This window comes from Streptomyces sp. NBC_00249 (assembly GCF_026342355.1).
Classification (GTDB): Bacteria; Actinomycetota; Actinomycetes; order Streptomycetales; family Streptomycetaceae; genus Streptomyces.
Genome location: NZ_JAPEMV010000001.1, coordinates 1572351 through 1598399, shown reverse-complemented (window position 1 = coordinate 1598399; position 26049 = coordinate 1572351). Strand labels below are relative to the sequence as shown.

General features: G+C 72.3%; 19 protein-coding genes and 1 pseudogene. 13 read left to right on the top strand and 7 right to left on the bottom strand.

What is annotated here, in order from left to right; translation table 11 throughout:
* The first annotated feature begins 176 nt into the window (after positions 1–176).
* Positions 177–1268 carry a ribosome small subunit-dependent GTPase A gene (gene rsgA / locus OOK31_RS07115; protein ID WP_267011472.1) on the top strand — a complete coding sequence of 364 codons (1092 nt, stop codon included), beginning with the start codon at positions 177–179 and terminating at the stop codon, positions 1266–1268.
* A gap of 292 nt (positions 1269–1560) precedes the next feature.
* On the opposite strand, the gene OOK31_RS07110 is transcribed toward rsgA, so the two are convergent.
* On the bottom strand, positions 1561–2046 hold the full coding sequence (locus OOK31_RS07110) for a DUF456 domain-containing protein (protein ID WP_267011471.1): 486 nt from the start codon (positions 2044–2046) through the stop codon (positions 1561–1563).
* A 24-nt stretch (positions 2047–2070) separates the two neighbouring features.
* On the bottom strand, positions 2071–3048 hold the full coding sequence (locus tag OOK31_RS07105) for a helix-turn-helix domain-containing protein (RefSeq protein ID WP_267011858.1): 978 nt from the start codon (positions 3046–3048) through the stop codon (positions 2071–2073).
* Positions 3049–3224: 176 nt separating this feature from the next.
* Here OOK31_RS07105 and OOK31_RS07100 point away from each other — a divergent pair, with 176 nt between their 5' ends.
* Together OOK31_RS07100 and OOK31_RS07095 are read left to right on the top strand one after the other, a co-directional pair.
* Positions 3225–6986, top strand: coding sequence for a S8 family serine peptidase (locus tag OOK31_RS07100; protein WP_267011470.1), 3762 nt, complete (start codon positions 3225–3227; stop codon positions 6984–6986).
* An 801-nt stretch (positions 6987–7787) separates the two neighbouring features.
* Positions 7788–8753: a protein phosphatase 2C domain-containing protein gene (locus OOK31_RS07095; RefSeq protein ID WP_267011469.1), complete on the top strand. Its 966-nt coding sequence runs from the start codon at positions 7788–7790 to the stop codon at positions 8751–8753.
* Between the two features lie 641 nt (positions 8754–9394).
* Here OOK31_RS07095 and OOK31_RS07090 read toward each other — a convergent pair.
* Complete coding sequence (locus OOK31_RS07090; RefSeq protein WP_267011468.1) at positions 9395–9601, bottom strand: hypothetical protein; 207 nt, start codon at positions 9599–9601, stop codon at positions 9395–9397.
* Between the two features lie 162 nt (positions 9602–9763).
* On the opposite strand from OOK31_RS07090, the pseudogene OOK31_RS07085 reads away from it, so the two are divergent.
* The 3 genes and pseudogenes from OOK31_RS07085 to OOK31_RS07075 form a co-directional block, all read left to right on the top strand.
* Positions 9764–10469, top strand: a pseudogene (locus OOK31_RS07085) (thiamine pyrophosphate-dependent enzyme); the annotation flags it as partial.
* Between the two features lie 196 nt (positions 10470–10665).
* Entirely contained in the window at positions 10666–11037 is a 372-nt protein-coding gene (locus OOK31_RS07080) for an ATP-binding protein (protein ID WP_323188197.1), read from the top strand.
* A gap of 149 nt (positions 11038–11186) precedes the next feature.
* Positions 11187–11714: a hypothetical protein gene (locus OOK31_RS07075; protein ID WP_267011467.1), complete on the top strand. Its 528-nt coding sequence runs from the start codon at positions 11187–11189 to the stop codon at positions 11712–11714.
* Between the two features lie 71 nt (positions 11715–11785).
* Here the strand turns inward: OOK31_RS07075 and OOK31_RS07070 are convergent, their stop codons facing one another.
* Positions 11786–12847 (bottom strand): DUF2637 domain-containing protein, encoded by a 1062-nt coding sequence (locus OOK31_RS07070; RefSeq protein ID WP_267011466.1) that lies wholly within the window; start codon positions 12845–12847, stop codon positions 11786–11788.
* 192 nt (positions 12848–13039) lie between these two features.
* On the bottom strand, positions 13040–13915 hold the full coding sequence (locus OOK31_RS07065) for a (2Fe-2S)-binding protein (RefSeq protein ID WP_267011465.1): 876 nt from the start codon (positions 13913–13915) through the stop codon (positions 13040–13042).
* A gap of 204 nt (positions 13916–14119) precedes the next feature.
* Here OOK31_RS07065 and OOK31_RS07060 point away from each other — a divergent pair, with 204 nt between their 5' ends.
* Positions 14120–14782 (top strand): GntR family transcriptional regulator, encoded by a 663-nt coding sequence (locus OOK31_RS07060; RefSeq protein ID WP_267011856.1) that lies wholly within the window; start codon positions 14120–14122, stop codon positions 14780–14782.
* 37 nt (positions 14783–14819) lie between these two features.
* Here the strand turns inward: OOK31_RS07060 and OOK31_RS07055 are convergent, their stop codons facing one another.
* Both OOK31_RS07055 and OOK31_RS07050 read right to left on the bottom strand, forming a co-directional pair.
* Complete coding sequence (locus OOK31_RS07055) at positions 14820–15578, bottom strand: hypothetical protein (protein ID WP_267011855.1); 759 nt, start codon at positions 15576–15578, stop codon at positions 14820–14822.
* A 188-nt stretch (positions 15579–15766) separates the two neighbouring features.
* Positions 15767–17443 (bottom strand): PucR family transcriptional regulator, encoded by a 1677-nt coding sequence (locus OOK31_RS07050; RefSeq protein ID WP_267011464.1) that lies wholly within the window; start codon positions 17441–17443, stop codon positions 15767–15769.
* A 254-nt stretch (positions 17444–17697) separates the two neighbouring features.
* Between OOK31_RS07050 and OOK31_RS07045 the strand changes: the two genes are divergently transcribed.
* From OOK31_RS07045 to OOK31_RS07020, 6 genes are all read left to right on the top strand, one after another.
* Complete coding sequence (locus OOK31_RS07045) at positions 17698–18591, top strand: xanthine dehydrogenase family protein subunit M (RefSeq protein WP_267011463.1); 894 nt, start codon at positions 17698–17700, stop codon at positions 18589–18591.
* Between the two features lie 2 nt (positions 18592–18593).
* Positions 18594–19199 (top strand): (2Fe-2S)-binding protein, encoded by a 606-nt coding sequence (locus OOK31_RS07040; protein ID WP_267011462.1) that lies wholly within the window; start codon positions 18594–18596, stop codon positions 19197–19199.
* 2 nt (positions 19200–19201) lie between these two features.
* Entirely contained in the window at positions 19202–21607 is a 2406-nt protein-coding gene (locus OOK31_RS07035) for a xanthine dehydrogenase family protein molybdopterin-binding subunit (RefSeq protein ID WP_267011461.1), read from the top strand.
* Between the two features lie 324 nt (positions 21608–21931).
* Positions 21932–23395, top strand: coding sequence for an NCS2 family permease (locus OOK31_RS07030; protein WP_267011460.1), 1464 nt, complete (start codon positions 21932–21934; stop codon positions 23393–23395).
* A 74-nt stretch (positions 23396–23469) separates the two neighbouring features.
* Positions 23470–24621, top strand: coding sequence for an XdhC family protein (locus tag OOK31_RS07025; protein ID WP_267011459.1), 1152 nt, complete (start codon positions 23470–23472; stop codon positions 24619–24621).
* 140 nt (positions 24622–24761) lie between these two features.
* Complete coding sequence (locus tag OOK31_RS07020; protein WP_267011458.1) at positions 24762–26006, top strand: YncE family protein; 1245 nt, start codon at positions 24762–24764, stop codon at positions 26004–26006.
* The last annotated feature ends 43 nt before the right edge of the window (positions 26007–26049 follow it).

Here is a 26049-nt window from a genome sequence, read left to right as displayed (position 1 = left end):
GGAACCGTCGGTTTGTGCATGATCCGGAGGTGAGTTCGTTGATGACTGTCGTCGCGCAGGGCGCTGCCCGCACTCAGAAGACCATCAATCTCACCCCCGTGGTCTCCGGCTGACCTCATCGTTCTCCGCGCGCCCGTGAGCGCGCGCTGCCGGGGCCACCCTGTGAAGGGTTCCCCTTGACTTCCTCGCTTTCCTCCTCTTCCCTCACCGCGCTCGGCTGGGACGAGACCTGGGCCGCCGAGTTCGCCCCGTACGCCGCGCAGGGACTCCTCCCCGGACGCGTCGTCCGCGTGGACCGCGGCCAGTGCGACGTCATCACCGCGGACGGGACCGTCCGCGCCGACACCGCCTTCGTCACCCCGCACGACCCGCTCCGGGTCATCTGCACGGGCGACTGGGCCGCCGTCGATCCCGCCGGCAACCCGCGCTACGTCAAGGCGTACCTGCCGCGCCGGACCGCCTTCGTACGGTCCACCTCCTCGCAGCGCTCCGAGGGGCAGATCCTCGCCGCGAACGTCGACCACGCGATCATCGCGGTGTCGCTGGCCGTCGAGCTCGACCTCGGCCGCATCGAACGGTTCCTCGCGCTCGCGTGGGAGTCGGGAGCGCAGCCGCTCGTCGTCCTCACCAAGGCGGACCTGGTCCCGGACCCGACCGCGCTCTCGTACCTCGTGGAGGACGTCGAGAACGCGGCCCCGGGGGTCCAGGTGCTCACCGTCTCCTCCCACACGGGAGAGGGTACGGACGTGCTCGCGGCGGTCGTCGCCGACGGGACGAGCGTGCTGCTCGGGATCTCCGGCGCCGGCAAGTCCACGCTGGCGAACGCGCTGCTCGGCGCGGACGTCATGGAGGTCCAGGAGATCCGAGAGGTCGACGGCAAGGGCCGCCACACCACGACCACCCGCAACCTCCTCGCCCTGCCGGGCGGGGGAGTCCTCATCGACACCCCGGGGCTGCGGGGCGTCGGCCTGTACGACGCGCAGGCGGGCGTCGGGCAGGCGTTCTCGGAGATCGAGGAGTACGCCGCCGACTGCCGCTTCCACGACTGCGCGCACGAGGCGGAGCCGGGGTGCGCGGTGCGGGCCGCGGTGGAGTCGGGGGCGCTGGCGGAACGCCGCCTGGACAGCTACCGCAAGCTGCTCCGCGAGAACCAGCGGATCGTCGCGAAGACGGACGCCCGGCTGCGGTCGGAGATCCGCCGCGACTGGCGCATGAAGTCGGCGGTGGGCCGAGCGAACTACGCCGCGAAGCGGGGCGGCCGCCCGTAGCCCTGGCCGGGCCGGGGTCGGGGACGGGGTGGGGTGCCGTCCGGGATGGGCATGATTTATGGCGCCCCCTCCGCAGCTTCGTCAGGTGGGGCGGCACCGCGCGCCAACACATCACGTTTTACATCCCGGACGACACCCCACCCCGTCCCCGACCCCTCGGGTCGAATTCAGCCTCGCCGGCGTTTGAGGCGCGGGGTCTGGGGCGGAGCCCCAGGGAACGGTGGAAGGGCGGGTAGGGGACAGCTCCGCGCAGCGGGACATCCGGTACCGCCCGGCCAGGGCAGGGGCAGGGTCAGCGGGGTGTGAGGACGGCCCCCAGCCAGGCCCCGGCCACCATCAGGCAGGCCAGGAGTTCCACCAGGACACTCGTCCCGACGGCCCGCATCACGGCCCGGACCGACGCCCACGCCTCCCCCCGCGCCCCGAGCCGCAGCCGCTCGCACAGGTAGATCCCGCCCACGAACCCCGGCACCGCCCCCACCACCGGCAGCAGCACGAAGCCGAGCACCGCGCCCGTGCCGGCGTACACCGCCATCCGGCGGGTGACGCCCACGCCCCGCAGCCGCCTCGGCGGGAGCAGCCATTTCACGACCTGGACCACCAGCAGCAGGGCCGTCGCCGCGACCAGCAGGGTCCACGCGCGGCCGGAGCGTTCGTGCAGGGCCCACCACAGGACTCCCGCCCAGACGAGCCAGGTCCCCGGCACGCCGGGGACCATCACCCCGAGCAGCCCGAGCAGGAGCACCAGCCCCACCAGGAGCAGCTGAGGCAGATCCATCTGCCCAGCGTGACCGACCGGTGGCTATCGGGCCACCCAGCCCCGTTCGTAGGCGTGCCAGCCGAGCTGGAGCCGGGTGGTCACTCCGGACAGTTCCATGAGGCCTTTGACGCGCCGCTGTACCGTCCGCAGGCCCAGTTCCAGGTGCTTGGCGACGCTGGCGTCGGTCATGCCCGCGAGGAGCAGGGAGAGGATCTCCAGGTCGACGGTGTCGGGGCCGCCGTCCCCTTCTTCCACGTGGCCCGTCGTGCCGAGCCGTAGCGGCAGGGACTCCCGCCACACCGCCTCGAACAGGCCGCGCAGGGACTCCAGCAGGCCCGAGGCGTGCACGACCAGGGCCGCCGGTTCGGCCCCGCGCGCGGTGAGGGGGACCATGGCGAGGGTCCGGTCGGCGATGACCAGTTTCGTCGGGACGGCGGCCGTGACCCGGATCCGCTCCCCGCGCGCCAGGGCCGTCGAGGCCTCGCGGATGCCGCTGGGCAGGGTGAGCACCTCCCGTTCGATGACCACGCGGTACTCGACTCCCCGGACGGAGGCCCGTTCCTCGGCCTCGTTGTCGGTGCCGGTGACCACCTGGGGCCGGCCGGTGACCAGTGCGCAGACCTCCTCGGTGGCGCCGAGCTGGAGCTGGTGGAAGCGGTGCGCCACGGCGCTCGCCCCGGTGACCACTTCCACGAGGTCGTGGACGTCCGGTTCGGCGGCCTCCGCCCGGTACTCCTCCGCCAGCAGCACGGCGGCCAGCTCGGCCTGCTCGAGTTCGTGCCGCTGCTGGGTGAGCAGGGCCCCGAGGGCGACGCCGGGCGGCGCGGCCACCCAGCGGCCCGGGCGGGCCGAGGACTGGGCGGCGAGTCCGTGCCGTTCCAGGTGCCGCAGGGCCCGCTCGGTCTGCGGTACCGGCAGCGTCAGCCGGTGCGCGAGGTCGGGTACCTCTGCCGCCCCCAGTGCCACCAGCGCGCGGTACGCCGACTCCTGCCCGTCGTCCAGGCCTATCGCACCCAGCAACCCGTCCACCCCCATCTCGTGCCGTTCCTGGCGGGAAGCGGCCACGGCGCAAACCCGCCGTGAACATCATCACCGCACCCCCCTGCTCTCTGCCAAGGTGTCGCCACCGCAGCACCAACATCCGTCAGCTTTGCCGTGCATTACGGCAGTTGGCCGGAATTCACCTGGGGAGAGCGATGCGCCCGATATCGCGCACGGCACTCGGCGCGGCCACAGCGGCCGCCCTCGCCGTCACCGCCGTCGGCCCGTCGGCGGCACAGCCGAGCGACACGGGGCCGGGGAAGAGACCGATCGTCGGGAGCGGGGAGGCGGGGGAACGGCCCGCCGCGCCCGTCACCGTCACCCTCGTCACCGGAGACCGGGTCCTGGTCTCGACCGACGCCGCCGGCCGCACCGCCGCCACCGCGATGCCCCGCGAGAACGGCGCGCAGCCCGTCGTCCAGACCCGGCAGAGCGGCAAGGACCTTTATGCCTATCCCGAGAGCGCCGTCAAGGCGCTCGCCGCGGGCGCCGTGGACCCGGAGCTCTTCAACGTCACCGGGCTGATCCGGCAGGGCTACGACGACGCCCACAGCAAGAAGCTCCCGCTGATCGCCGTCTACGACGGTTCGGTGGCGGTGGCGCGCAACGCCCCGCCCGTGCCGCGCGGCGCCGACCGGTCACTGGTGCTCGGCTCCATCGGGGCCGTCGCCCTGTCGGCCGACAAGGAGCACGCCGCCGACTTCTGGGCCGACGTGTCGGCGGGCAGCCGCTCGCGGGCCGCCGGCGGGCTGAAGAAGCTGTGGCTGGACGGCAAGGTCCAGGCGAACCTGGAGCGTTCCACGAAGCAGGTGAACGCCACCGCCGCCTGGGCCGCCGGGTACGACGGCAAGGGCGCCAAGGTGGCCGTCCTGGACACCGGCACCGACCTGGAACACCCCGACCTCAAGGGGCGGGTCGGCGAGTCGAAGAACTTCACCGACTCCGACAGCGATATCGACCGCCAGGGGCACGGAACCCACACCATCTCCACCGTCGGCGGCTCGGGGGCCGAGAGCGGAGGGGCGAAGAAGGGCGTCGCGCCCGGCGCCGAGCTGATCAGCGGGAAGGTGCTCAACGACCAGGGCCACGGCCTGGATTCGTGGATCATCGCGGGGATGGAGTGGGCTGTCGCGAGCCATGCCGATGTCGTCTCCATGAGTCTTGGCGACCCCTCGCAGACCGCCTGCGACGACCCGTTGGCCGCCGCCGCGGAACAACTCTCCCGGCAGGGACCGCTGTTCGTGGTCGCCGCCGGCAACTCCGGGCCCGGCAACAACACCGTCTCCTCGCCGGGCTGCGCCGCGAGCGTGCTGACCGTCGGCGCCGTCGACCGTGACGACAGCACCGCCGTGTTCTCCAGCCGGGGCCCCGCCGGACTCCAGCACACCCTCAAGCCCGAGATCGCCGCGCCCGGCGTGGGGATCTCCGCCGCGAACATGGGCGGGCGCGGGGTGTACGCGTACCAGTCCATGTCCGGCACCTCGATGGCCACCCCGCACGTCGCCGGGGCCGCCGCCGTCCTCAAGCAGCGCCACCCCGACTGGACCGGGCAGCAGCTCAAGGCCGCCCTCGTCGGCTCCGCGGACACCGCCGTCCCCGGGGACGTACGGGAGACCGGCGGCGGCCGCCTCGACGTCAAGGCCGCGGTCGACGCCACCGTCCTCGGCGCCCCCGCCGTGCAGGGCGGCGCGTACCACTGGCCGCAGGACCGCAGCGACCGTACGAGCGTCGAGGTCCCGTACACCAACACCGGTACCGAGCCCGTCGTGTTGAGCCTCTCCGTCGAGAAGGTCACCGGCAACGACGGCTCGGCCGTCCGCGGCCAGGTCGCCCGCCTGGACCGGCGTACGGTCACCGTCCCGGCCGGGGCCACCGTCAAGGTGCCCCTCGCCCTCGACCCGGCCGCGAAGCTGGAGCGCTCCCAGTACGGGGACGTCACCGGCCGCGTCGTCGCCACGGCCGCCGGGGTGCGCGTCTCCACCCCCTTCTCCCTGTACGTGGAGCCCGAGACCGTCACCCTGCGCGTCAAGCTCCTCGACCGTGCGGGCGAGCCGGCCGCCGGACCCTCCTCGCTCGACGTCATCGGCACCGACGACGCCACCGGCGAGAGGCGCTTCAACGACGGCTCCGTCGACCAGGTCTACCGGGTCCGCCCCGGCGCGTACTTCCTCTCCGCCTTCGTCGGGACCCACGACGCCGGTGAGGGCGCGACCATGACCGACTCCCTCACCTACCTCGGCCGTCCCCAGACCGAGATCAGGAAGGACACGACCGTCGTGCTGGACGCCCGCAAGGCCGGGCGCCTGAGCGTGGAGGCCGACAGGCCGGTCGAGGCCCGCAGCACCACCCTCGCCTTCGCCCGCAGCTGGGGCGGAGTGTGGCTGCACGCCGGCACCGCCATGGGCGGCCGCACCGTCCGCGGCTACTACGCCTTGGTCGAAGGCCGCGCCGGGGACGGGGAGTTCGAGTTCGGCAGCTACTGGCGGGCCGGCGCGCCCGTACTCTCCGAACTGAAGGCGTCCGGCGGCCCGGTGCTGCACCCGCTCACCGCGTCCACCGGCAGCGACAACCTCGACGGCCACGGCAGCGCGCCCCTGGTCGACGCCGGTACCGGCACGCCCGAGGAACTGGCCGCGGCCGGGGCCAAGGGGGCGATCGCCCTGGTCAGGACCGAGGACGGCGCCCTGCACACCGTCGCCGAGGACGCGAAGAAGGCCGGGGCCGTCGCCGTGCTCGGCTACCGCGAGGCCCCCGGCCGCTGGGTCCCCTCCACCGGCTTCGCGGGCGGCGCCCTGCCCGCGCTCGCCGTCGAGGCCGCCGAGGGCAAGGCCCTGCTGGCGAAGCTGGCCGCGGGCAAGGTCACCCTGGAGTGGAAGGGCACCGCGCGCAGCCCCTACGTCTACTCCCTGGCCTTCCCCGAGACCGGACCGGTCGGCGGCGGCTCCCACACGTACAAGGTGCGCGACCGCGACCTCGGCCAGGTGGACAGCACCTACAACTCCATGGGTGTGGCAGCCGACTTCATCGACCTGGCCGGCGCCTACCGGCCGATCGGCACCGCCGTGTACTTCGGCTCCATCGAGACCGTCGCCGTACCCGGACGCCGCGCCGAGTTCTACACCGCCGGTGACACGGCCTGGGACCAGCTCCTGTCCAGCAGCTTCCCCTGGGGGGAGTTCATGACGGGCGAGCAGCGCACCTACACCAAGGGCGGCCGGAGCACGGCGAGTTGGTACGACGGCGTGACCGGCCCGGTGGCGCCGCGCGAACGCACCGGCAAGGAGGCGCTGGCCGCCGAACGGCAGGGCAACCTGATCGGCTTCGCCCCCGCCATGTGGGGCGACGGCTCGCACTTCGCCCAGCCGGGCTCCTTCGGGGACATCGGCGGCCTCCAGCTCAAGCGCGACGGCGAGGTCATCGGCGACAGCTGGTACCCGTTCGGGGTGTTCGAGGTCCCGGCCGAGGAGGGCCGCTACGAACTGACCCAGTCCATCGAGAAGATCGGCCCGCCCACCCGCACCTGGCAGCGGTCCACCTCCGTCACGACCAGCTGGGGCTTCACCTCGAAGCTCGACGCGTCGGCCTATTCGCAGGGCCTGCCGATCCTCTTCCCGAGGTACGCGGCCCCGCTGGACGGCATGAAGACGGTCCCGGCGGCGGACGGGCAGCGCATCGGGCTGAGCGTCACCGGCCACGCGGGCTACGCGCCCGGGGCCCTGAAGTCGGCGAAGCTGTCGTACTCCTACGACGGTGAGCACTGGACCGAGGCCCGGACGGCCGAGGGCGGCGGCCGCTGGACCGCAGTCGTCGACCACGCCGGGGCCTCCGGGAAGCCGGTCTCGCTGAAGGTCGAACTGACCGACGCGAACGGCGCCACGGTCACCCAGACGGTCGCGCGGGCGTACGAAGTCCGCTAGTCCGTACGGGTCATGCGGAAGGGGTCCACCGGGCGGCGGCCCGGTGGACCCTTTTCGCGCGTTCGGGGTTTTCCGCCGCCCGGTCGGGCCGAGAATGGGGACATGAGTCAGCAGGGCGCGGAGGACTGGTGGCAGAAGCTCTACGAGGATCCGGACGCGGTCCCCGAACCTGATCCGGGGGACACCCTGGACCACCGGTTCCGTTCGGCGTCGGTCCTGATGACCGACCCGGCACCCGACCACGCCCCGGAGCCCCCGGCCCCGGACGCCGCCGCACGCCCGGAGCCCCCGGCAGTGCCGGCCCCGCGCAGCGCGGAGCCGGGCCCGCCGCCTCCGGCACACCCCCCGTCCCCAACCCCGGCCCCGGCCGCCCCGTCGCGCGGGGGCGAGCCCGTCCCGCCCCCGCCGCCCGGGTTCGATCCGGCCCCGGCCCCGCCCTTGCCTCCGGCTGCGGGGGCCGCGCACCCCGCCGCGCGGCGGCCCGACCCGGTCCCGCCACCGCCGCCCGGGGCTTCGCCGTACCCCCGGGGTCATGGGCCGGTGGATCCCGCCGCGCCGCCACCCGCGCCCCCGGCGCCGCCACGCGGGTCCGCAGCGCCGTCATTGCCTCCGCCTCCGGCTCCGGGGGCGGTGGATCCCGTCGCGCCGCAGCCCCCGCCGTTGCCGCCCGTCGTGCCGGGGTTCCCGCCGGCTCCGGCCGCGCCGCACGGGGGCGGGCTCCCCGGCCAGCGCGGGGGGCCGCCCGGGTGGCGGGATCCGCGGCTGGCCGGGGAGACCGGCTACGCGCAGGGGGACGTGACCGTGCCCCCGGCACAGGACGCCGGGCGGTGGGGGACACCGCCCGCCCCGCCCCCGGCCCCCGGGCCCGCCCCCGCCCCCGCCCCGCCCCCGGTACGGGACGCGGCCGAGCGGCCCGAGAGCCGCCACCTCGGCGACCGCGCCCCCACCTACGCCGCCGAGCCGGGCGCCCTGCCCGCCGCCGACCCGGCCGCGCTCGACTTCCTGACCCCGGACACCGTCCTGGAGGGGGCCCGCTACGGCACGTACACCCTGCGCGCCGCCTCCCTGCGCGGGGACTCCGCCCGCTACCGGGGTGAGGCCCGCCGGGACTTCCTGCTCACCGCCCGCTTCGGCAGCGGCGACGACGCCCTGGTCCTGGTGGTCCTGGCGGGCGGGGACCGGGCCGCCCCCGGCGCCCGCGAGGCCGCCGCCGAGCTCGGCCACTCCGTCGCGGCGGCCGTCGGACGCAGCCGGGAGCGCCTGGCCGACGACATCCGGGCCGGCCGCCGCGAGGCCCTGCTCTCGGGGCTGCAGCGCCTCACCGACCGGGGCTACGGCCGGCTGCGGGCCCGCGCCGCCGAGCTCGGGCTCGCCGAGGAGTCGTACACGGCCGGGCTGCGCGGGCTGCTCCTGCCCCTCGACGCCACCTGCCCCAACCGGATCTGCTTCGGCGCCGGCGCGGGCGGGGTCTTCCGGCTCCGTGACGGCCGCTGGCAGGACCTGGAGCCCGGCCTGCCCGAGGGCCCACCGGAGGAGGCGGGCGGCTTCCGTTTCCGTGCGGCGGTCGCCCGCCCCGGCGACACCCTGCTGCTGTGCTCCGGCGGCCTCGCGGACCCGATGCGCGAGGAGGGCCTGCTCCCGGCCGAGCTGGCCGCCCGCTGGTCCCAGGGGGAGCCGCCCGGCCTCGCGGCCTTCCTCGCGGACACCCAGCTCCGCCTGAAGGGGTACGCCGACGACCGGACGGCGGCCGCGGTCTGGGAGGCGTGACCGCGCACCGCATGCCGCCCCAGTGCGAGCCACCCAAGGCCCCCGTACTGGGGCGGAGTCATGTGCGGCCTCACGGAGGCCACCAGTGGTCAGCTCGGGGCACCGGGGGACAGGACAAGGGGGCGGGGTCCATCCGCAACCGACAGGACGGAGGGTCCGTGCTCACGGGTTGGCTGACGACCCGCAAAACGGCGTCCCGCCCTCAAAGAAACGACACCATTCGCCACCCCTTCGAATGAACTCCCGGCTTGGGCAGCGTGCTGGACTAGTGGGCATGAAGCGAAGCACAGAGCAGCGCCCTCAGATCGAACTCCGCTGTGGTGGACTCCACTTGACGGTTCAGCGCGTACCGGGATGGGTTGTCGCGCTGATCACCACGGCAGCCGGGTCCGCCGCGACTTGGTGGACCACCCGCTAGTGCGTGATCCCACCCGCGCTCGCCTTGAGGCGGCGCCGGCGCAGGGTGTTCCTTACTCGTGTCGGTCCTCCATGCAGCGTCCGCCGGCCGACAGTCCGCATACGCAGGTAGCCCCAGTACGACAATTCCTAGGGATGTACGTATCCCGGTGTAACTGCGCTGTTGCAGTGCATTCCTACGCGGGAGCGCCCCGCGGCGCGTGGCCGCGGGGCGCCTTGTGGCGTTAGTCGACTTGCTGTCCGTCGTAGGTACCGCCCTTGCAGTAGTTGCCCGCGTCATTGATCGCGGGCGTTCCGCCGCCCTGCTTGCACTCAGAAGGGGTGACGACGGATGGGGCACCCTGTGCGGTGGCGGTGGTGGCGCCTGTGAGACCGAGTCCGGCGAGGGCTGCCGTGGCGATGACGGCGGCGAGGATTCGTCGAATGCGCATGTGGTTCCTCTCTCACGGATTGCCTCGGTTGGGGCACTACCAGCTTGATCTTCACCCGTATGGGTGGCGCGTTGGATTGCTCCATTCGGGTGACAGGCGTGTCGGGAGCGGGGCCGCTGACCCGACCCGCCCCAGGTCAGGAGGCGCATGCGCGGGTAACCCCAGTACGGCAATCCGTACGATGTGGGCATGAGCGGGCTGCTGGGCTACGGCGCCGCCTACGGGGCCACCCACGAGTGCGACCTTCTGATCCTGCTCGGCACCGGCTTCCCCTACAAGGCCTTCCTCCGTGTGGGCCGCGCGCTATCTTTCCCCGAACGGCAAGCGCCGCATCATCGGCTCCTTCAGCCACGGGTCCATGGCCGACGCACTTCCGCAAGCCATCGGCGCACAGTTCACGGACCGGGGCCGTCAAGTGGTGTCGATGTCGGGCGACGGCGGTTTCTCGATGCTGATGGGAGATTTCCTCACCCTGGTGCAGTACGACCTGCCCGTCAAAGTGGTCCTCTTCGACAACTCATCGCTCGGCACGGTGGAGTTGGAGATGCCGGTTTCCGGCCTGCCCTCGTACGGAACGACGAACCGGAACCCGGACTTCGCCGCCATCGCCCGCGCGGCCGGTGCCTACGGGGTCCGCGTGGAGAAGCCCGAGCAGCTCACAGGGGTTCTGAGGGATGCTTTCGCGCACAAGGGGCCCGCTCCGGTGGACGTGGTGACCGGCCCCGACGCCCTGTCGATTCCTCCGAGGATCAGCGCCGGGACGGTGACCGGATTTGCACTGTCCGCCAGCAAGATCGTGCTCGACGGAGGGATGGGGCGGATGATCCAGATGGCTCGATCCAGCCTCCGTAACATTCCGCGCCCGTAAGCCCGCAGGAGTGCGGAATGCCCCGGGGGGCATGCATTCCGTAGGCCTGTTCGAGAACGAGGGACGTGGGAGGGGCACCGCCGTGCGGGTGGGGGCGAATACCGGGAAGCTGTGGAAGAGAGGAAGGCCGGTGCCGCGGGAGCCGTCCGCCGAGGGCGGGGAGGCGGCGGTGGGGGCGCCGGAGGTCAGGCACAGCGTGCGCCGGGCCGACCTGAAGGCGGTGGGCGAGGTCCGCCGGGCGCTGCGGGAGCTGCTGCGGCACCGGTGCCGGGCCGAGACGGCGGAGGTCGCCGAGCTGCTCATCACCGAACTCGTCACCAACGCCCTCGTCCACACTGAGCAGGGCGCGGAGGTGTCCGCGAGCATCAGGGCCGCCCGGCTGCGGGTGGAGGTCCGCGACTTCAACGCCCACAAGCCCCGGCCGTACGTACCGTCCGCCGACGACGGTACGCACGGCCGCGGGCTGCTGCTGGTGGAGGCCCTCGCCGACGCCTGGGGCGTGGATCCGCTGGCCCTGGGGCGGGGCAAGGTGGTCTGGTTCGAGCTCGAAGCCCGAGGGCCGCTCTGACCGCGGGCCGCGGTGTGCCGTATGCCGTCGCAGTCTCACATTTCAACAAAATGTGCACGGTGATCGTCTCTGTGGCACGATGACGCGGCCCTGCTTCCGGCCCGCACCCCGGAACCCTGGGTCTACCTGCCCCTAGAAGGTCTCTGCGCATGTCTGCGTACCCGCCTGTCCCCGGTCCCGCCCCGAAGCAGGGCATGTCCACCGGCAAGAAGATCGCTCTCGGCTGCGGCATCCCCGCCGTCTTCGGCCTGGTCGTCGTCGGCGGCTGCACCGCCCTCGTGGGCAAGGCAGCCAGCGATGCCAGCAAGGACCTGGACAAGAACTTCAATTCCGAGTCCGTGGACCAGAACGGTGCCAAGAAGACCGAGGGCGACGGGGCGTCCGCGCTCTCCGACGTGAAGGTCGCGAGCTGCGGCGTCGAGGAGAACCAGTTCGGGGACCTCGTCAAGGCCTCGATCGAGATCACCAACCACACCAAGACCCGTTACAGCTACATCGTCGAGGGCGAACTGCTCCTCAACGACAAGAAGATCTCGGATCTCAACGGCTTCACCCAGAACCTCGCGACCGGCCAGGTGGTCACCGAGGAGTTCACCGGCCACGCCTCCGACCTGCACGTGAAGTCGAGCGACAGGCTGACCTGCAAGGTCATCAAGGTGACGCGCAGCGGCTACTGAGCCACACCCGTCCGCGCATGACGGCGGGGCGCCCGAGGGGGCGCCCCGCCGTCATGCGTGCGGTCCGGCGGTCAGCCGAACTGCTGCTCCAGATCCTTCAGTTTGCGCTCCAGGGAGTCGAGCCGGGGGATGGTCTGGGTGTCGTCCTCGGCGGTGAGGTCGACCGTCCGGGGTCCGGACAACGGTTCGGCCGCGTCAGATCCGCTCACGGCCTGCAGGGAGGGCCTTCGGCGCAGGGGCAGCTGTCCCGCTTCCGATATGGCCGGCTCCGCGCCGACCGGCGCGGAGCCCGACCCGGGGGCCAGCCCCGGCATGTCGACCTGACGCGCCCGGGCCCGCCCGAACGCCCTGTTCTGCCGGCCCAGCGCCTTGATGTGGGCGCGGTCCAGGCGGTGTTGCTCCCGCCTGCGGTGCCGGTCCTGCTCCCGTTCCTTCTTGTCCTCGCGCACCTCGTCCACGGCCTCGTCGAGGGTGCGCACCCCCTCCAGCAGCATGAGCGACCAGGCGCCGAAGGTCTCCCGGGGGGCCCGCAGCCAGCGGACCATCCGGATCTGCGGCAACGGCCGCGGGATCAGGCCCTGTTCGCGCAGAGCCGCCCGGCGGGTCTGCTTGAGGGCTCGGTCGAAGAGGACGGCCGCCGAGAGAGACATCCCGGCGAAGAACTGCGGGGCGCCGTCGTGGCCCAGGCCCCGGGGTGCGTGCACCCAGTTGAACCAGGCGGCCGCGCCCGCGAACAGCCAGACCAGCATGCGGGAGCCGAGGGCCGCGTCGCCGTGGCTGGCCTCGCGTACGGCGAGCACCGAGCAGAACATGGCGGCGCCGTCGAGACCGAAGGGGACCAGGTACTCCCAGCCCCCCGAGAGGTTCAGGTTCTGCCGGCCGAAGCCGACCAGCCCGTGGAAGGAGAGCGCGGCGGCCACCGCCGCGCAGCAGAAGAGCAGGACGTACGAGGCGGTCCCGTAGACGGCTTCCTTGCGCCGCCGCCGTTCCTCGCTGCGTTCCCAGCTGTCGTCGGCCGCGGCCTTCTCGCCCTCCCGCTTGCCCCGGGCCAGCACCGCCACTGCCGCAAGTACGCCCAGGATCAACAGGCTGCCGGGCAGCAGCCAGTCCAGCGATATGTCGGTCAGTCTCATGCGGTTGTCCCTTGCCTCGCGAATGCGGCTTTCCGGGCGCCATAGTGGCGCAGCAGGTCCGTGGTGCACGCGGGTTTCGGGGCAAGTGGACGCCATCGGGGGGCGGGGCCCGTCGGATAGGGTGTTGTGGCTCGAACTACCGCTCGGGAAAAGTGAGTTGTGTTCGAATCAGCTTCATTCCTCCGGGTGGGTTCAGCCGGAGGCCTCCGCGGTGAGCCGGGCGACGCGTTCCTCGTCGCAGGTGCGTGGGCAGGTCGTGCAGGTGTCCTGCGGGCGGACCGTGTAGAAGAAGCAGCAGCCGGCCCGGTCGCGGGTCGCGAGCGGGGCGCCCCCGGGGCCGGTGAGCGTACGGAAGCCCGCGCCGCCCGTGTAGGGGGCGGTTCCGCCGGGCAGCAGCAGCTCCAGTTCGCGCATCGCGCGCTCCTCCTCGCCCAGCAGGGTGGCGAGGTACCAGAGCCCGTCGACGACCTCGTCGGTCGCCATCGACCACAGCCCCCGGCGGCCGCGCCGCAGCCGCGGGGCGAAACCTTCCAGCAGCGGTCCGAGGTGCTGGGACACCGCTGCCCGCACCTCCTCCCGCAAGGCTTCCTCGCCGCCGGCCAGCACCCGCGCCCCGGGGAGGGCGGCCGCCGGGTCGCCCGGCAGGCACGCGAACTCCTCGACGCGTACGGACATCCGCCCCTCGGTGCGGTGGAAGGCCACCCGGTCCACCGGCAGCCGGGGCACCCGGCGCTCCAGGAACCACGGGACCGTGATCAGCAGACAGGCGAGCCAGGCGTACCGGTGCAGGCCGAAGCCGGCCACCACGTCGGGCCGTGCCCGGCGCCCGTAGTCCCGCAGCACCTGGGCCTCGTCCCAGGCGAGGTGGGCGTCGAGCGCCTCCCCGCCCGCCGCGAGCTCGTCCGCGCCGACCCATCCCACACCGCGAGGGAGGGGTTCGTGCGCGCCGCGCTCACCGATCCGCAGGCCGGGGTAGGCGGCCGTCAGGCGCTCGTACGAGACCGCCACCGGAGAGCCGGCCGGGGCGGACGCGGGCGGGGGCGGGGCGGCGACAGCCGGGCCGGTCATGAGGACCACCGAATCACGCGAGCGTTGGAAGGTTAGCCTTACCTTACCTGATTCTGGTTGGTCCGGAACCCCACCCCCCGGCGGCCTTCACCTATTCTCGGAACCGGTCGAGACCTGGAGGAGGACCGAGTGCACGGAGCGGCCCAGACCCGGGTGCCCGACGAGGCGGGGGAGGAACCGGCGGGAACGCCGACGGGGACAGCGGTGGGGTTCCCGGTGGACGGACCCCCGGTCCCGCCGCAGAAGGTGCTGCGCCACTCGGTGCGCGGGCAGGTCCTCGACGCCCTGCGTGCCGCCCTCGTCGAAGGGGAACTGGCCCCGGGGGAGATCTACTCCGGCCCGGCGCTCGGCGAGCGCTTCGGGGTCTCCGCCACCCCCGTCCGCGAGGCGATGCAGCAGCTCGCCCTGGAAGGGGCGGTGGAATGCCTGCCCAACCGGGGCTTCAGGGTCCTGACCCGCACCCCCCGGGCGCTGGCGGAACTGGCCGAGGTACGCGCCATGCTGGAGGTGCCGGTGATGCTCCGGCTGGCCCGCGGCGTCCCGGCCGCCACCTGGGAGTCGCTGCTCCCCGCGGCCCGTGCCACCGCCGAGGCGGCCGCCGCGGGCGACCTGCCGGCGTACGCGGACGCCGACCGGGCCTTCCACCGCGCGGTGCTCTCCCTGGCGGACAACGGCCAGCTCGTGCGGATCGCGGAGGACCTCCACCGCCGGGCCCAGTGGCCCCTGCCCGGAGCCCCGCGCGTACGCCGCGCCGACCTGGTGGCCGACGCGGCGGAGCACTCGGCCCTGCTGGAGGCCCTGATCGCCCAGGACCTCCCGGTGGTGGAGTCGCTCGTACGGGAACACTTCGCGGGTTCCTCGCTCTGAACCCCGCCCGCCCGGCGCCCCCGGTGCTCCGGCCGGATCAGGCCGGCGCGGGCCGCAGCTGGTCCGCCAGCCAGGTCGGGATGCCGCCCAGCAGGTGGAAGAGCCTGCGGGCCTCCGCCCGCAGCCGGGCCGCCTCGGGCTCCGGCTCGGCCTCGGCCAGCGCCGCCAGCGCGGGCGCCGTACCGACCAGGAAGCCCAGTTCCTCGCGGATCCGCAGGGACTCCGCGAAGCCCTTGCGGGCCTCGGCCACCTCGCCGTCCCGCAGGGCCAGCGCGGCCAGGTGCCGCCAGGTGAACGACAGCAGCAGGGTGTCGCCGTGGGCCTCCGCCCCGGCATGGGCCCGGTGGTACGCCGGACGGGCCGCCTGCGGGGCGTCCGCCAGGTGTTCGGCGACCAGGCCCCGGCGGAAGTCCAGCAGCGGGCGGGTCCGCGACCCCGGTGAGAGCAGCGCCGCCGCCCGGCCCAGGGCCGAGCGGGCCTCGTCCGCCCGGTCCCGTACGCCGAGCACGGTGGCCGCGTAGGCCAGCTGGCCCCGCTCGCAGGCCGCCGCGCCGCGTTCGTCGTCGTCCCGGGCCACGGCCTCGGCGACCCGGAGGGCGTCCTCCGCCTCGCTCCAGCCCTGGCCGGTGAAAAGGCACCGTTCCACGAGGAGCGCGGTGCGCTGCACCGCCGCCCCGGCGTCGTTCACGTGCGGCGTCAGCAGGGCCGCCGCGTCGGTCCAACAGCCGCGCGAACGCAGCCGCCATATCGCCCGCTGGAGGGGGTCGTCGCCCCCAGTCGATCCCGCACCGGACATGGCGGTATCCGCCACATTGCCCTCCCCGAAGCAACCAAGCAGCACGTCTTTGAGCCCTGGGGCGAAATGAGAGCACGGATCTGCTGCCGCGGCCAAGGGGTCGGGTGAACTCTTTCACAAAGTCCGGACGGCTCGTCAGCCGCCCCCGCCGACCCCTCCGACGGACTGCCCTGATGGGAGGGGTGGGATCAGCTCATGCGCAGGGCGAGGAAGAAGTCGAGCTTGTCCTCGAGGCGGGAAAGGTCCCGCGCCGTCAGCTGCTCGATTCGCCCGACCCGGTAGCGCAGCGTGTTGACGTGCAGGTGCAGGCGCGTCGCGCAGCGGGTCCAGGAACCGTCGCAGTCCAGGAACGCCTCCAGCGTCGGGATGAGCTCCGCGCGGTGGCGGCGGTCGTAGTCCCGCAGCGGGTCCAGCAGCCGGGCCGTGAAGGCGCGGCGCACGTCGTCCGGCACGAACGGCAGCAGCAGCACGTGCGAGGCGAGCTCGTGGTGGCCCGCGGCGCAGACCCGGCCCGGGCGTGCCGCCGCCACGCGGCGGGCGTGCCGGGCCTCCTCCAGCGCCCCGCGCAGCCCCTCGGCGGAGTGCACGGCCGCGCTGACGCCCAGGGTGAGCCGGCCGTCGTCGGCCAGGCCGGCCGCCAGGGGCTCGCGTACGGCCGCCAGCAGCGCGTCGGCGTGCAGTGCGGAATCCGGGCCCTTGTCCTCCCCGGCGTCCCCGGAGAGGGCGGGCAGCGGCACCAGGGCGATGGCCTCGTCACCCGCATGGGCCACCGCGATCCGGTCGGAGGGCTCGGGGCCGGACATCGACGGGTCGACCAGGATCTCCTCCAGCAGCGACTGGGCCACCGGGCCGCCGGGGATGTCCCCGCCGTCCCAGTCCACCCGCGCCACGACCACCTGCCAGTGCGGGGCCGCGCCCAGGCCGGGCAGCAGGACCGGGGCCGCCACCCGCAGACGGGCCGCGATCTCGGCGGGCGCGGCGCCCGCCTGGACCAGCTCCAGGACCTCCTGGGCCAGCCTGCGGCGCACCGTACGGGCCGCGTCACGGCGGTCCCGCTCGACGGCGATCAGCTGGGTCACGCCCTGGAGCAGGTCGAGCCGCTCGGCGGGCCAGTCGCCCGCGTCCGCCTCGACGGCCAGCAGCCAGTCGGAGAGCACGCTCTCGCGCACGTCGCGGGAGGCGGGACCCGGGCCGCGGCCGTGTCCCCTGATCGGGAACAGGGAGTAGGTAATACCCTGGATGGACATCCGGTGCGGGCCCCTGCGGCCGGTCCGGACCGCCGCGAGGTGTTCGCTCGCCAGCGCCGCGCAGATGCCCGGGGCCAGCGGCTCGCCCGCGCCGGCGATCTGCCGGCCCGTGGGGGAGAGCACCCAGGCCCGGAGATCGAGGTCCGTGGTGAGCAGATCCAGCACCACGTCGGGTCCGCCGCCCGCCGGCCCCGACGTCATCAGCCGCCGATGGCGGTCCACGACGGCCGCGAGGTCTCCCGCGCGCTCCCCGGAGACCTGCCTCACCACGTACTCGGTGATGGTGGCGAATGCAACGTCTTCGTTCACAGCGAACAGCGGGAGCCGGTTGCGCCGACAGGCTGAAACCAGGTCGTCCGGGATGTCTCCCAGCTCCGCCTCGCCGGCCGCGAGGCCGGCGACGCCCGCGCTCGCGAGGATTCGTACGAACGGCTCGGAGTCGGCTGAATTTCTTCGCCATGCCAGGCCGGTCAGGACGAGTTCACCTCCGGAGAGGTATCGGCTGGGATCACGTAGGTCGGTCGTCATGACCCCGCGGACCGTCCGGTCGAGTTCGTCCTCGTCGCCCAGCAGCCGCAGCCCCAGCGCCTCGGTTTCCAGCAGTGCGCGCAGCCGCATGATGTCGCCGCCGATCTGTCTCGAATGTTGCCGTTGGAAATCGGGCAGGTCGTCGCATCCTGCCTTTCATACGAATCTACAAGACGAGGGAGGCCCCCGGCCAACTCCTTCATGGTTTCGGTGACTGCACCCGGGGGACGCGCGGCTTGTGTACTGGCTCCACACCGCGTTAACAGCACGTGAACGACCAGTCGAGGGCCCTTCGGCCTCCTGGCTTGAAGTGAACGACACGATGAAGAAGAAGAGAGCCGCACATGGACTTCCTTCGCCCCGCCAGCTGGGAGGAGGCGCTCGCCGCTAAGGCCGAGTACCCCACAGCTGTGCCGATTGCGGGTGGCACCGACATCATGGTCGAGATCAATTTCGACCACCGCCGTCCGGAGTACCTCCTCGACCTCAACCGCATCGGTCTGCTGCGGGAGTGGGAGGTAGGCGAGGAGGTCACCAAGCTGGGCGCCTCCGTCCCGTACACCCAGATCATGGAGAACCTGCGCGGCACGCTGCCGGGTCTCGCGCTCGCCTCGCACACGGTCGCGTCCCCGCAGATCCGCAACCGCGGCGGTGTCGGCGGCAACCTCGGTTGCGCCTCGCCCGCCGGTGACTCCCACCCCGCCCTCCTCGCCGCCGGCGCCGAGGTCGAGGTCGAGTCGGTCCGCGGCTCGCGCCTGATCCCGATCGACGAGTTCTACACCGGCGTCAAGCGCAACGCGCTCGCCCCGGACGAGCTCATCAAGACGGTCCACATCAAGAACGCCAGCGGTCCGCAGCAGTACTCCAAGGTGGGCTCCCGCAACGCGATGGTCATCGCGGTGTGCGCCTTCGGCCTGGCACTGCACCCGGACAGCCGTACGGTCCGCACCGGAATCGGTTCGGCCGCGCCGACCCCGATCCGTGCGAAGGCCGCCGAGGAGTTCCTGAACGCCGCGCTCGAAGAGGGCGGCTTCTGGGAGTCCGGCAAGGTCATCACCCCGTCGATCGCCAAGCAGTTCGGTGAGCTCGCCTCCGGCGCGGCCAACCCGATCGACGACGTCCGCGGCACGGCGAAGTACCGCCGTCACGCGGTAGGCATCATGGCTCGCCGCCAGCTCGTCTGGACCTGGGAGCAGTACCGCGGCACCAACGGCCGCTCGCTTGAAGGGGCTGCGTAATCATGCGCGTCAATTTCACTGTCAACGGTCGTCAGCAGGAAGCCGACGACGTCTGGGAGGGCGAGTCCCTCCTCTACGTCCTGCGCGAGCGTCTGGGCCTGCCGGGCTCGAAGAACGCCTGTGAGCAGGGCGAGTGCGGTTCCTGCACCGTCCGTCTCGACGGCGTGCCGGTCTGTTCCTGCCTGGTCGCGGCCGGTCAGGTCGAGGGTCGCGACGTCGTGACCGTCGAGGGCCTGGCGGACTTCGCCAAGCAGCGCGAGGAGCACGGCCACGGCGGTGCCTGCGGCACCGGCGGCGGCTGCGGCACCAAGGGCGTCACCACCGACGAGGCCAAGCGCTGGGCCGCCAAGCCCGGCGACTCCCAGACCGGTGAGGGCATCGAGCTCTCCAACATCCAGCAGGCGTTCATCGACGCCGGCGCCGTCCAGTGCGGTTTCTGCACCCCGGGTCTGCTCGTGCAGGCGGACGCGCTGCTGGAGGAGAACTCCGACCCGTCCGACCAGGACATCCGTGAGGCCCTGTCCGGCAACCTCTGCCGTTGCACGGGCTACGAGAAGATCCTCGACGCGGTCCGCCTCGCGGCCGCCCGTCAGTCTGAGGCGGTCTGACCATGGCCCAGAACACGCGCACGGTCCCGGCGGGCACGCCGACCAACGTCACGCAGAACCACACCAAGGGCGGGATCGGCGAGTCCATCCTGCGCCCGGACGGCACCCTCAAGGTGACCGGTGAGTTCGCGTACTCCTCGGACATGTGGCACGAGGACATGCTGTGGGGCCAGACGCTCCGCAGCACCGTCGCCCACGCCGAGATCGTCTCGATCGACATCTCCGAGGCCCTGGCGATGCCGGGTGTCTACTCGGTCCTGACGTACGACGACCTGCCGGCCGAGATGAAGAACTACGGCCTGGAGATCCAGGACACCCCGGTTCTCGCCAACGGCCGGGTACGTCACCACGGTGAGCCGGTCGCCCTCGTGGCCGCCGACCACCCGGAGACCGCCCGCCGCGCGGCCGCCAAGATCAAGATCGACTACAAGGAACTGCCGCTCGTCACGGACGAGGCCTCCGCCCTCGCCGAGGGCGCGCCGCTGATCCACGAGGGCCGCGACGACCACCACATCGGTCACGTCCCGCACCCGAACATCGTGCACCGCCAGCCGATCATCCGCGGCAACGTGGAAGAGGCCCGCAAGCGCGCCGACGTCATCGTCGAGGGCGAGTACACCTTCGGCATGCAGGACCAGGCCTTCCTCGGCCCCGAGTCCGGTCTGGCCGTGCCCTCCGAGGACGGCGGCGTCGAGCTGTACGTCGCCACCCAGTGGCTGCACTCGGACCTCCAGCAGATCGCCCCGGTCCTGGGCCTGCCGCCGGAGAAGGTCCGCATGACGCTCTCGGGCGTCGGCGGTGCCTTCGGCGGCCGCGAGGACATCTCGATGCAGATCCACGCCTGCCTCCTGGCCCTGGCCACGAACAAGCCGGTCAAGATCGTCTACAACCGCTTCGAGTCCTTCTTCGGTCACGTGCACCGTCACCCGGCGAAGCTCTACTACGAGCACGGCGCCACCAAGGACGGCAAGCTCACGCACATGAAGTGCAAGATCGTCCTGGACGGCGGCGCCTACGCGTCCGCCTCCCCGGCGGTCGTGGGCAACGCGTCCTCGCTCTCGGTCGGTCCGTACGTCCTGGAGGACGTGGACATCGAGGCGATCGCGCTCTACACGAACAACCCGCCCTGTGGCGCGATGCGCGGCTTCGGCGCCGTCCAGGCCTGCTTCGCGTACGAGGCCCAGATGGACAAGCTCGCGGCGAAGCTGGGCATGGACCCGGTCGAGTTCCGTCAGCTGAACGCCATGGAGCAGGGCACGATCATGCCCACCGGCCAGGTCGTGGACGCCCCGGCGCCCGTCGCCGAGCTGCTGCGCCGGGTCAAGGCCCGCCCGCTGCCGCCGGAGCGCCAGTGGGAGTCGGCCGGCGAGGGCGCGGACGTCCGCGCGCTGCCCGGCGGCCTCTCCAACACCACCCACGGTGAGGGCGTCGTCCGCGGCGTCGGCTACGCGGTCGGCATCAAGAACGTCGGCTTCTCCGAGGGCTTCGACGACTACTCGACCGCCCGCGTGCGGCTCGAGGTCATCAACGGCGAGCCCGTCGCGATGGTCCACACGGCCATGGCGGAGGTCGGCCAGGGCGGCATCACCGTCCACACGCAGATCGCCCGTACCGAGCTGGGTGTCACGCAGGTGACCATCCACCCGGCCGACACGCAGGTCGGCTCCGCCGGTTCCACGTCCGCCTCGCGGCAGACGTACATGACCGGTGGCGCCGTGAAGAACACCTGTGAGGCCGTCCGCGAGGCGGTCCTGGAGATCGGCCGGCGCAAGAACGGCTCCTACCACCCCGCGTGGGCGACCGCCGAGCTGCTCCTGGAGGGCGGCAAGGTCGTCACCGACGGCGGCGAGGTGCTCGCCGAGCTGGCGGACATCCTCGAGGGCGAGGAGGCGATCGACATCGAGCTCGAGTTCCGCCACGCCCCGACCGAGCCCTTCGACCTGGTCACCGGCCAGGGCAACGGCCACGTCCAGTACACCTTCGCCGCGCACCGCGCGGTCGTCGAGGTGGACACCGAGCTCGGCCTCGTCAAGGTCGTCGAGCTCGCGACCGCCCAGGACGTCGGCAAGGCCCTGAACATGCTCTCCGTGGTCGGCCAGATCCAGGGTGGTACCACCCAGGGCCTGGGCGTCGCGATCATGGAAGAGATCATCGTGGACCCGAAGACCGCGAAGGTGCGCAACCCCTCCTTCACGGACTACCTGATCCCCACCATCCTCGACACCCCGACCATCCCGGTCGACGTCCTGGAGCTCGCCGACCCGAAGGCCCCGTACGGCCTGCGCGGTATGGGCGAGGCCCCGACCCTCTCGTCCACCCCGGCCGTCATCGCGGCGATCCGGCAGGCGACCGGTCTGGAGATCAACAAGACGCCGATCCGTCCGGAAGCCCTCACCGGCACCCTCTAGGACGGCGTGGTCCGGGGGCCGCGAGGCCCCCGGACCCCCCGGATTTCCGGGCGGTGTGACACGGGAACGTCACACTTCCAGTCGCACCGCCCGGAGCACGAAGGCAGTACCGCACCGCTCGCGGTCCTCGTCACCTGGCAGTACCCCTGCAGAAACCCCCACGTAGTACCAGCGGTCACCCCCGCACTACCCGCAGTACACGCAGTGCACATTTCGCGTCGCCTCGGGCCGTCACCCCGGGTCGTGCAGCCAAACGGAGTTTCCCAAATCCCGCGTCTCCAATCTTTATGCGGGTGCCCCTTTGAACCTTGGGAGTTAGGCACCATGACCCAGTCATCAGTGGAGTCCAAGACCAGTGAGGAAGAGACCGGCGACGGCTCTCCGACCCCCGCCGGAAGCTCTTGGCTCGACCGGTACTTTCACATAACGCACAGAGGATCCAACGTCGGCAACGAGGTTCGTGGCGGTATCACGACCTTCATGGCGATGGCCTACATCCTCCTGCTCAACCCGCTCATCCTCTCCGGCAAGGACGTCGCCGGAGACACGATGAGCCAGAAGGCCCTGATCACGGCCACGGCTTTCGCCGCCGCCCTGACCACCCTTCTGATGGGCTTCGTCGGCAAGGTGCCCCTGGCCCTCGCCGCGGGCCTTTCCGTATCGGGCGTCCTGTCCTCGCAGGTGGCCCCGCAGATGACCTGGCCGCAGGCCATGGGCATGTGCGTGATGTACGGCGTCGTGATCTGTCTCCTGGTCGTCACCGGCCTCCGAGAGATGATCATGAACGCGATCCCCCTCGCGCTCAAGCACGCGATCACCATGGGCATCGGCCTCTTCGTCGCCCTGATCGGCCTCGTCAAGGCCGGCTTCGTGGGCCACGGCTCCGAGTTCGGGCCCCCGGTCCAGCTCGGTTCGGTCGGCGAGCTCGCAGGCTGGCCCGTGTTCCTCTTCTGCGTCACCCTGCTCACCATCTTCATGCTGCAGGCCCGCAAGATCCGCGGCGCGATCCTCATCGGCATCGTCGGCGGCACCGTCCTCGCGGCCATCCTGAACGCCGTCGTGGACATCGACCCGAAGGCCTGGAAGAACGGCCCGCCGGAGCTCTCCGGCTCCGCCGTCTCGATGCCCGACTTCTCGCTGTTCGGCAAGGTCGAGTTCGGTGGCTGGGGCGACGTCGGTGTCATGACGATCGGCATGATCGTCTTCACCCTCGTGCTCGCCGGCTTCTTCGACGCGATGGCCACCATCATCGGTGTCGGCACCGAGGCCAAGCTGGCCGACGACCAGGGCCGCATGCCGGGCCTGTCGAAGGCGCTCTTCATCGACGGCGCCGGTGGCGCCATCGGTGGCGTCGCGGGCGGCTCCGGCCAGACCGTGTTCGTCGAGTCCGCCACCGGCGTGGGCGAGGGCGCCCGCACGGGCCTCGCCTCCGTCGTCACCGGCCTCTTCTTCGCCGCGTGCCTCTTCTTCACCCCGATCACGCAGATCGTCCCGGGTGAGGTCGCCTCGGCCGCCCTGGTGGTCATCGGCGCGATGATGATGCAGAACGCCCGCCACGTGGACTGGGCCGACAGCGCGACCGCGATCCCGGTCTTCCTGACCGTCGTGATCATGCCGTTCACCTACCAGATCACCGCCGGTGTCGCCGCCGGTGTCATCTCCTACGTGGCCATCAAGGTCGCGCAGGGCAAGGCCCGCGAGGTCGGCGCCTTCATGTGGGTCCTGACCGGCATCTTCCTGATCTACTTCGCCCTCCACCCCATCGAGGGGCTGCTCGGCGTCAAGTAGGTCCGGCCGTGATCCGTACCTGACCCTTCACACATCCGATACTGGAAACCGAAACCTCTCCGAGGAGGCCGCACATGCTGGACATCGCCGAGGAACTGAACCGGTGGGTCGAGCAGGGACGTGACTTCGCCGTCGCCACGGTCGTGGCGGTCGGCGGGAGCGCACCCCGGCAGCCCGGAGCCGCACTCGCCGTCGACGGCGAGGGCACGGCCATCGGCTCGGTTTCCGGCGGATGTGTGGAGGGCGCGGTGTACGAGCTGTGCCGGCAGGCGCTGGAGGACGGCGAGACCGTCCAGGAGCGCTTCGGCTACAGCGACGACGATGCCTTCGCCGTAGGTCTGACCTGCGGCGGAATCATCGACATCCTGGTCACCCCGGTGCCCGTGGACTCCCCCCAGCGGGAGGTCTTCGCGCAGGCGCTGGCCGCCGCCGCCCGGGCCGAGGCGGCCGCCGTGGCCCGGATAGCCGAAGGCCCGGCCGAGCTGATGGGCCGCGCCGTGGTCGTCAGCGGCGACGGCTCCTTCGAGGGCGGCTTCGGGGGACACCCCGAGCTGGACCGCACCATCGCCGAGGAGGCCCGCGCCATGCTGGACGCCGGCCGGACCGGCGTACTGGAGATGGGCGCCGACGGCAGGCTCTGCGGAGAGCCGCTGAAGGTGCTGGTCGAGTCCAGCGTCCCGCCCCCGCGGATGATCGTCTTCGGTGCCATCGACTTCGCCTCCGCCCTGGTGCGGATCGGCAAGTTCCTCGGCTACCACGTCACCCTGTGCGACGCCCGGCCCGTCTTCGCCACGAAGAACCGTTTCCCCGAGGCGGACGAGATCGTGGTCGACTGGCCGCACCGCTACCTGGAGACCGCCCAGGTGGACGGCCGGACCGTGCTGTGCGTGCTGACCCACGACGCCAAGTTCGACGTCCCGCTCCTCGAACTGGCCCTCAGACTCCCCGTCGCCTACGTCGGCGCCATGGGCTCCCGCCGCACCCACGAGGACCGCAACAAGCGGCTCCGCGAGGTGGGCGTGACCGAGCTCGAACTGGCCCGGCTGCGGTCCCCGATCGGCCTGGACCTCGGCGCCCGCTCCCCGGAGGAGACCGCGCTGTCCATCGCCGCCGAGATCGTCGCGAACCGCCGCGGCGGCACCGGGGCCGCCCTCACCGGCGCGCACATCCCGATCCACCACGACAGCTCGCACACGGTGATCGGCAGGATCGGCTCCGTCGCCTGAAGCGGAGACCGGGCGCCGACCCGCGACGAATGAGAAGGGCACGACCCCACGGGGGTTGTGCCCTTTCGCCGTTCCGTCTATTTTACCCGCCGGTAACCGCACGCCGCCCGCTCCGCCCTTCCCCCACCGGAGTTGACCGCATGGCACGAAGCCCGCGCACCCTGTACCTCCTGGCCGCCGCCGCCCTCGTGGCCGCCCTCACCGCCGCGGCCCCCGGCGCCGCCGCCCCGTCGGAGGGGCTGCGCGAGGTGCTCTTCGTAGGGAACAACTGGGAGGGCACCGCCGACGTCCTCGCCTCCACCGGCGACCTCGCCCGGATCGGCCGGATCGACGTGGTCCCCGACAAGGCGGAACGGCTCCGGGAGATCTACCTCGATCCCGTCAAACTCGCCTTCTTCCTGGGCGTGCGGGCCACCGCGGGCGAGGGCCACGACCAGTTCGTGGACGACATGTACACCACACCCGACGGCTCCGCGGTCGTGGTCTCCCGCCCCAGCTTCGCCGACGTCGTCTCCATCGACCTCCGCTCGGGCCGGGTCAACTGGCGCTTCCCCGTCGCCGGACACCGCTCCGACCACATGGCCGTCTCGCCCGACGGCACCCGGGTCGCCGTCTCCGCGTCCACCGCGAACACCGTGCACGTCCTCGACATCGCCACCGGCCGCCAGGCAGGCTCCTTCACCACCGGCGACAAACCGCACGAGAACGTCTTCAGCCGCGACGGCCGCTACCTGTGGAACAGCGCCATCGGGGACGTGACCTCCGCCCTCGACGCCCCCTGGCTGGACTGGACGAAGGGCGACCGGAAGATCACCGTCGTCGACGCGCGGACCTTCGCCCCCGTCCGCGTGATCGACATGCGGGCGCGGCTCGACGCCTTCGGCCGCAAGGACCTCTCCGACGCCGTGCGCCCCGTCGCCTTCAGCCCCGACGAGTCCAAGCTCTACTTCCAGGTGTCCTTCTTCAACGGGTTCCTGGAGTACGACCTGGCCGCCGACCGGATCACCCGCGTCAAGACCCTCCCCGAGAACCCGGCCACCGCCAAGGAACGCACCACCTGGGTCAACGACTCCCGCCACCACGGCCTCTCGATGAGCCCCGACGGCTCCAAACTGTGCGTCGCGGGCACCATGGACGACTACGCGACCGTCGTGGACCGGGCCACCCTCGCCGAGGGCCCCCTGATCCCGGCCGCCAAGCCCTACTGGGCCACGGTCGACGGGGACGGCACGGGCTGCGTGATCTCCGAGAGCGGCGCCGACCAGGTCACCGCCATCGACTTCGCCACCGGAGCCAAGCGGGTGTCCGTCCCCGTGGGCGACCACCCGCAGCGGGTCCGGCTCGGCCACGTCCCGGCGCTCTGGACCGGCCCCGCCCCCTCCTGACCGGCCTCCGTCCCGCCGCGCCCCGCCCGGCTGCTGCACGGGC

What these genes read in the sequence shown, in the direction of transcription:
- OOK31_RS07030 (WP_267011460.1), top strand. Translation starts at nt 21,932, where the DNA reads ATGACCCAGTCATCAGTGGAGTCCAAGACCAGTGAGGAAGAGACCGGC.
- OOK31_RS07065 (WP_267011465.1), bottom strand. Translation starts at nt 13,915, where the DNA reads ATGACCGGCCCGGCTGTCGCCGCCCCGCCCCCGCCCGCGTCCGCCCCG.
- OOK31_RS07100 (WP_267011470.1), top strand. Translation starts at nt 3,225, where the DNA reads ATGCGCCCGATATCGCGCACGGCACTCGGCGCGGCCACAGCGGCCGCC.
- OOK31_RS07045 (WP_267011463.1), top strand. Translation starts at nt 17,698, where the DNA reads ATGGACTTCCTTCGCCCCGCCAGCTGGGAGGAGGCGCTCGCCGCTAAG.
- OOK31_RS07050 (WP_267011464.1), bottom strand. Translation starts at nt 17,443, where the DNA reads ATGCGGCTGCGCGCACTGCTGGAAACCGAGGCGCTGGGGCTGCGGCTG.
- OOK31_RS07110 (WP_267011471.1), bottom strand. Translation starts at nt 2,046, where the DNA reads ATGGATCTGCCTCAGCTGCTCCTGGTGGGGCTGGTGCTCCTGCTCGGG.
- OOK31_RS07040 (WP_267011462.1), top strand. Translation starts at nt 18,594, where the DNA reads ATGCGCGTCAATTTCACTGTCAACGGTCGTCAGCAGGAAGCCGACGAC.
- OOK31_RS07020 (WP_267011458.1), top strand. Translation starts at nt 24,762, where the DNA reads ATGGCACGAAGCCCGCGCACCCTGTACCTCCTGGCCGCCGCCGCCCTC.
- OOK31_RS07025 (WP_267011459.1), top strand. Translation starts at nt 23,470, where the DNA reads ATGCTGGACATCGCCGAGGAACTGAACCGGTGGGTCGAGCAGGGACGT.
- OOK31_RS07055 (WP_267011855.1), bottom strand. Translation starts at nt 15,578, where the DNA reads ATGTCCGGTGCGGGATCGACTGGGGGCGACGACCCCCTCCAGCGGGCG.
- OOK31_RS07090 (WP_267011468.1), bottom strand. Translation starts at nt 9,601, where the DNA reads ATGCGCATTCGACGAATCCTCGCCGCCGTCATCGCCACGGCAGCCCTC.
- OOK31_RS07070 (WP_267011466.1), bottom strand. Translation starts at nt 12,847, where the DNA reads ATGAGACTGACCGACATATCGCTGGACTGGCTGCTGCCCGGCAGCCTG.
- OOK31_RS07075 (WP_267011467.1), top strand. Translation starts at nt 11,187, where the DNA reads ATGTCTGCGTACCCGCCTGTCCCCGGTCCCGCCCCGAAGCAGGGCATG.
- OOK31_RS07035 (WP_267011461.1), top strand. Translation starts at nt 19,202, where the DNA reads ATGGCCCAGAACACGCGCACGGTCCCGGCGGGCACGCCGACCAACGTC.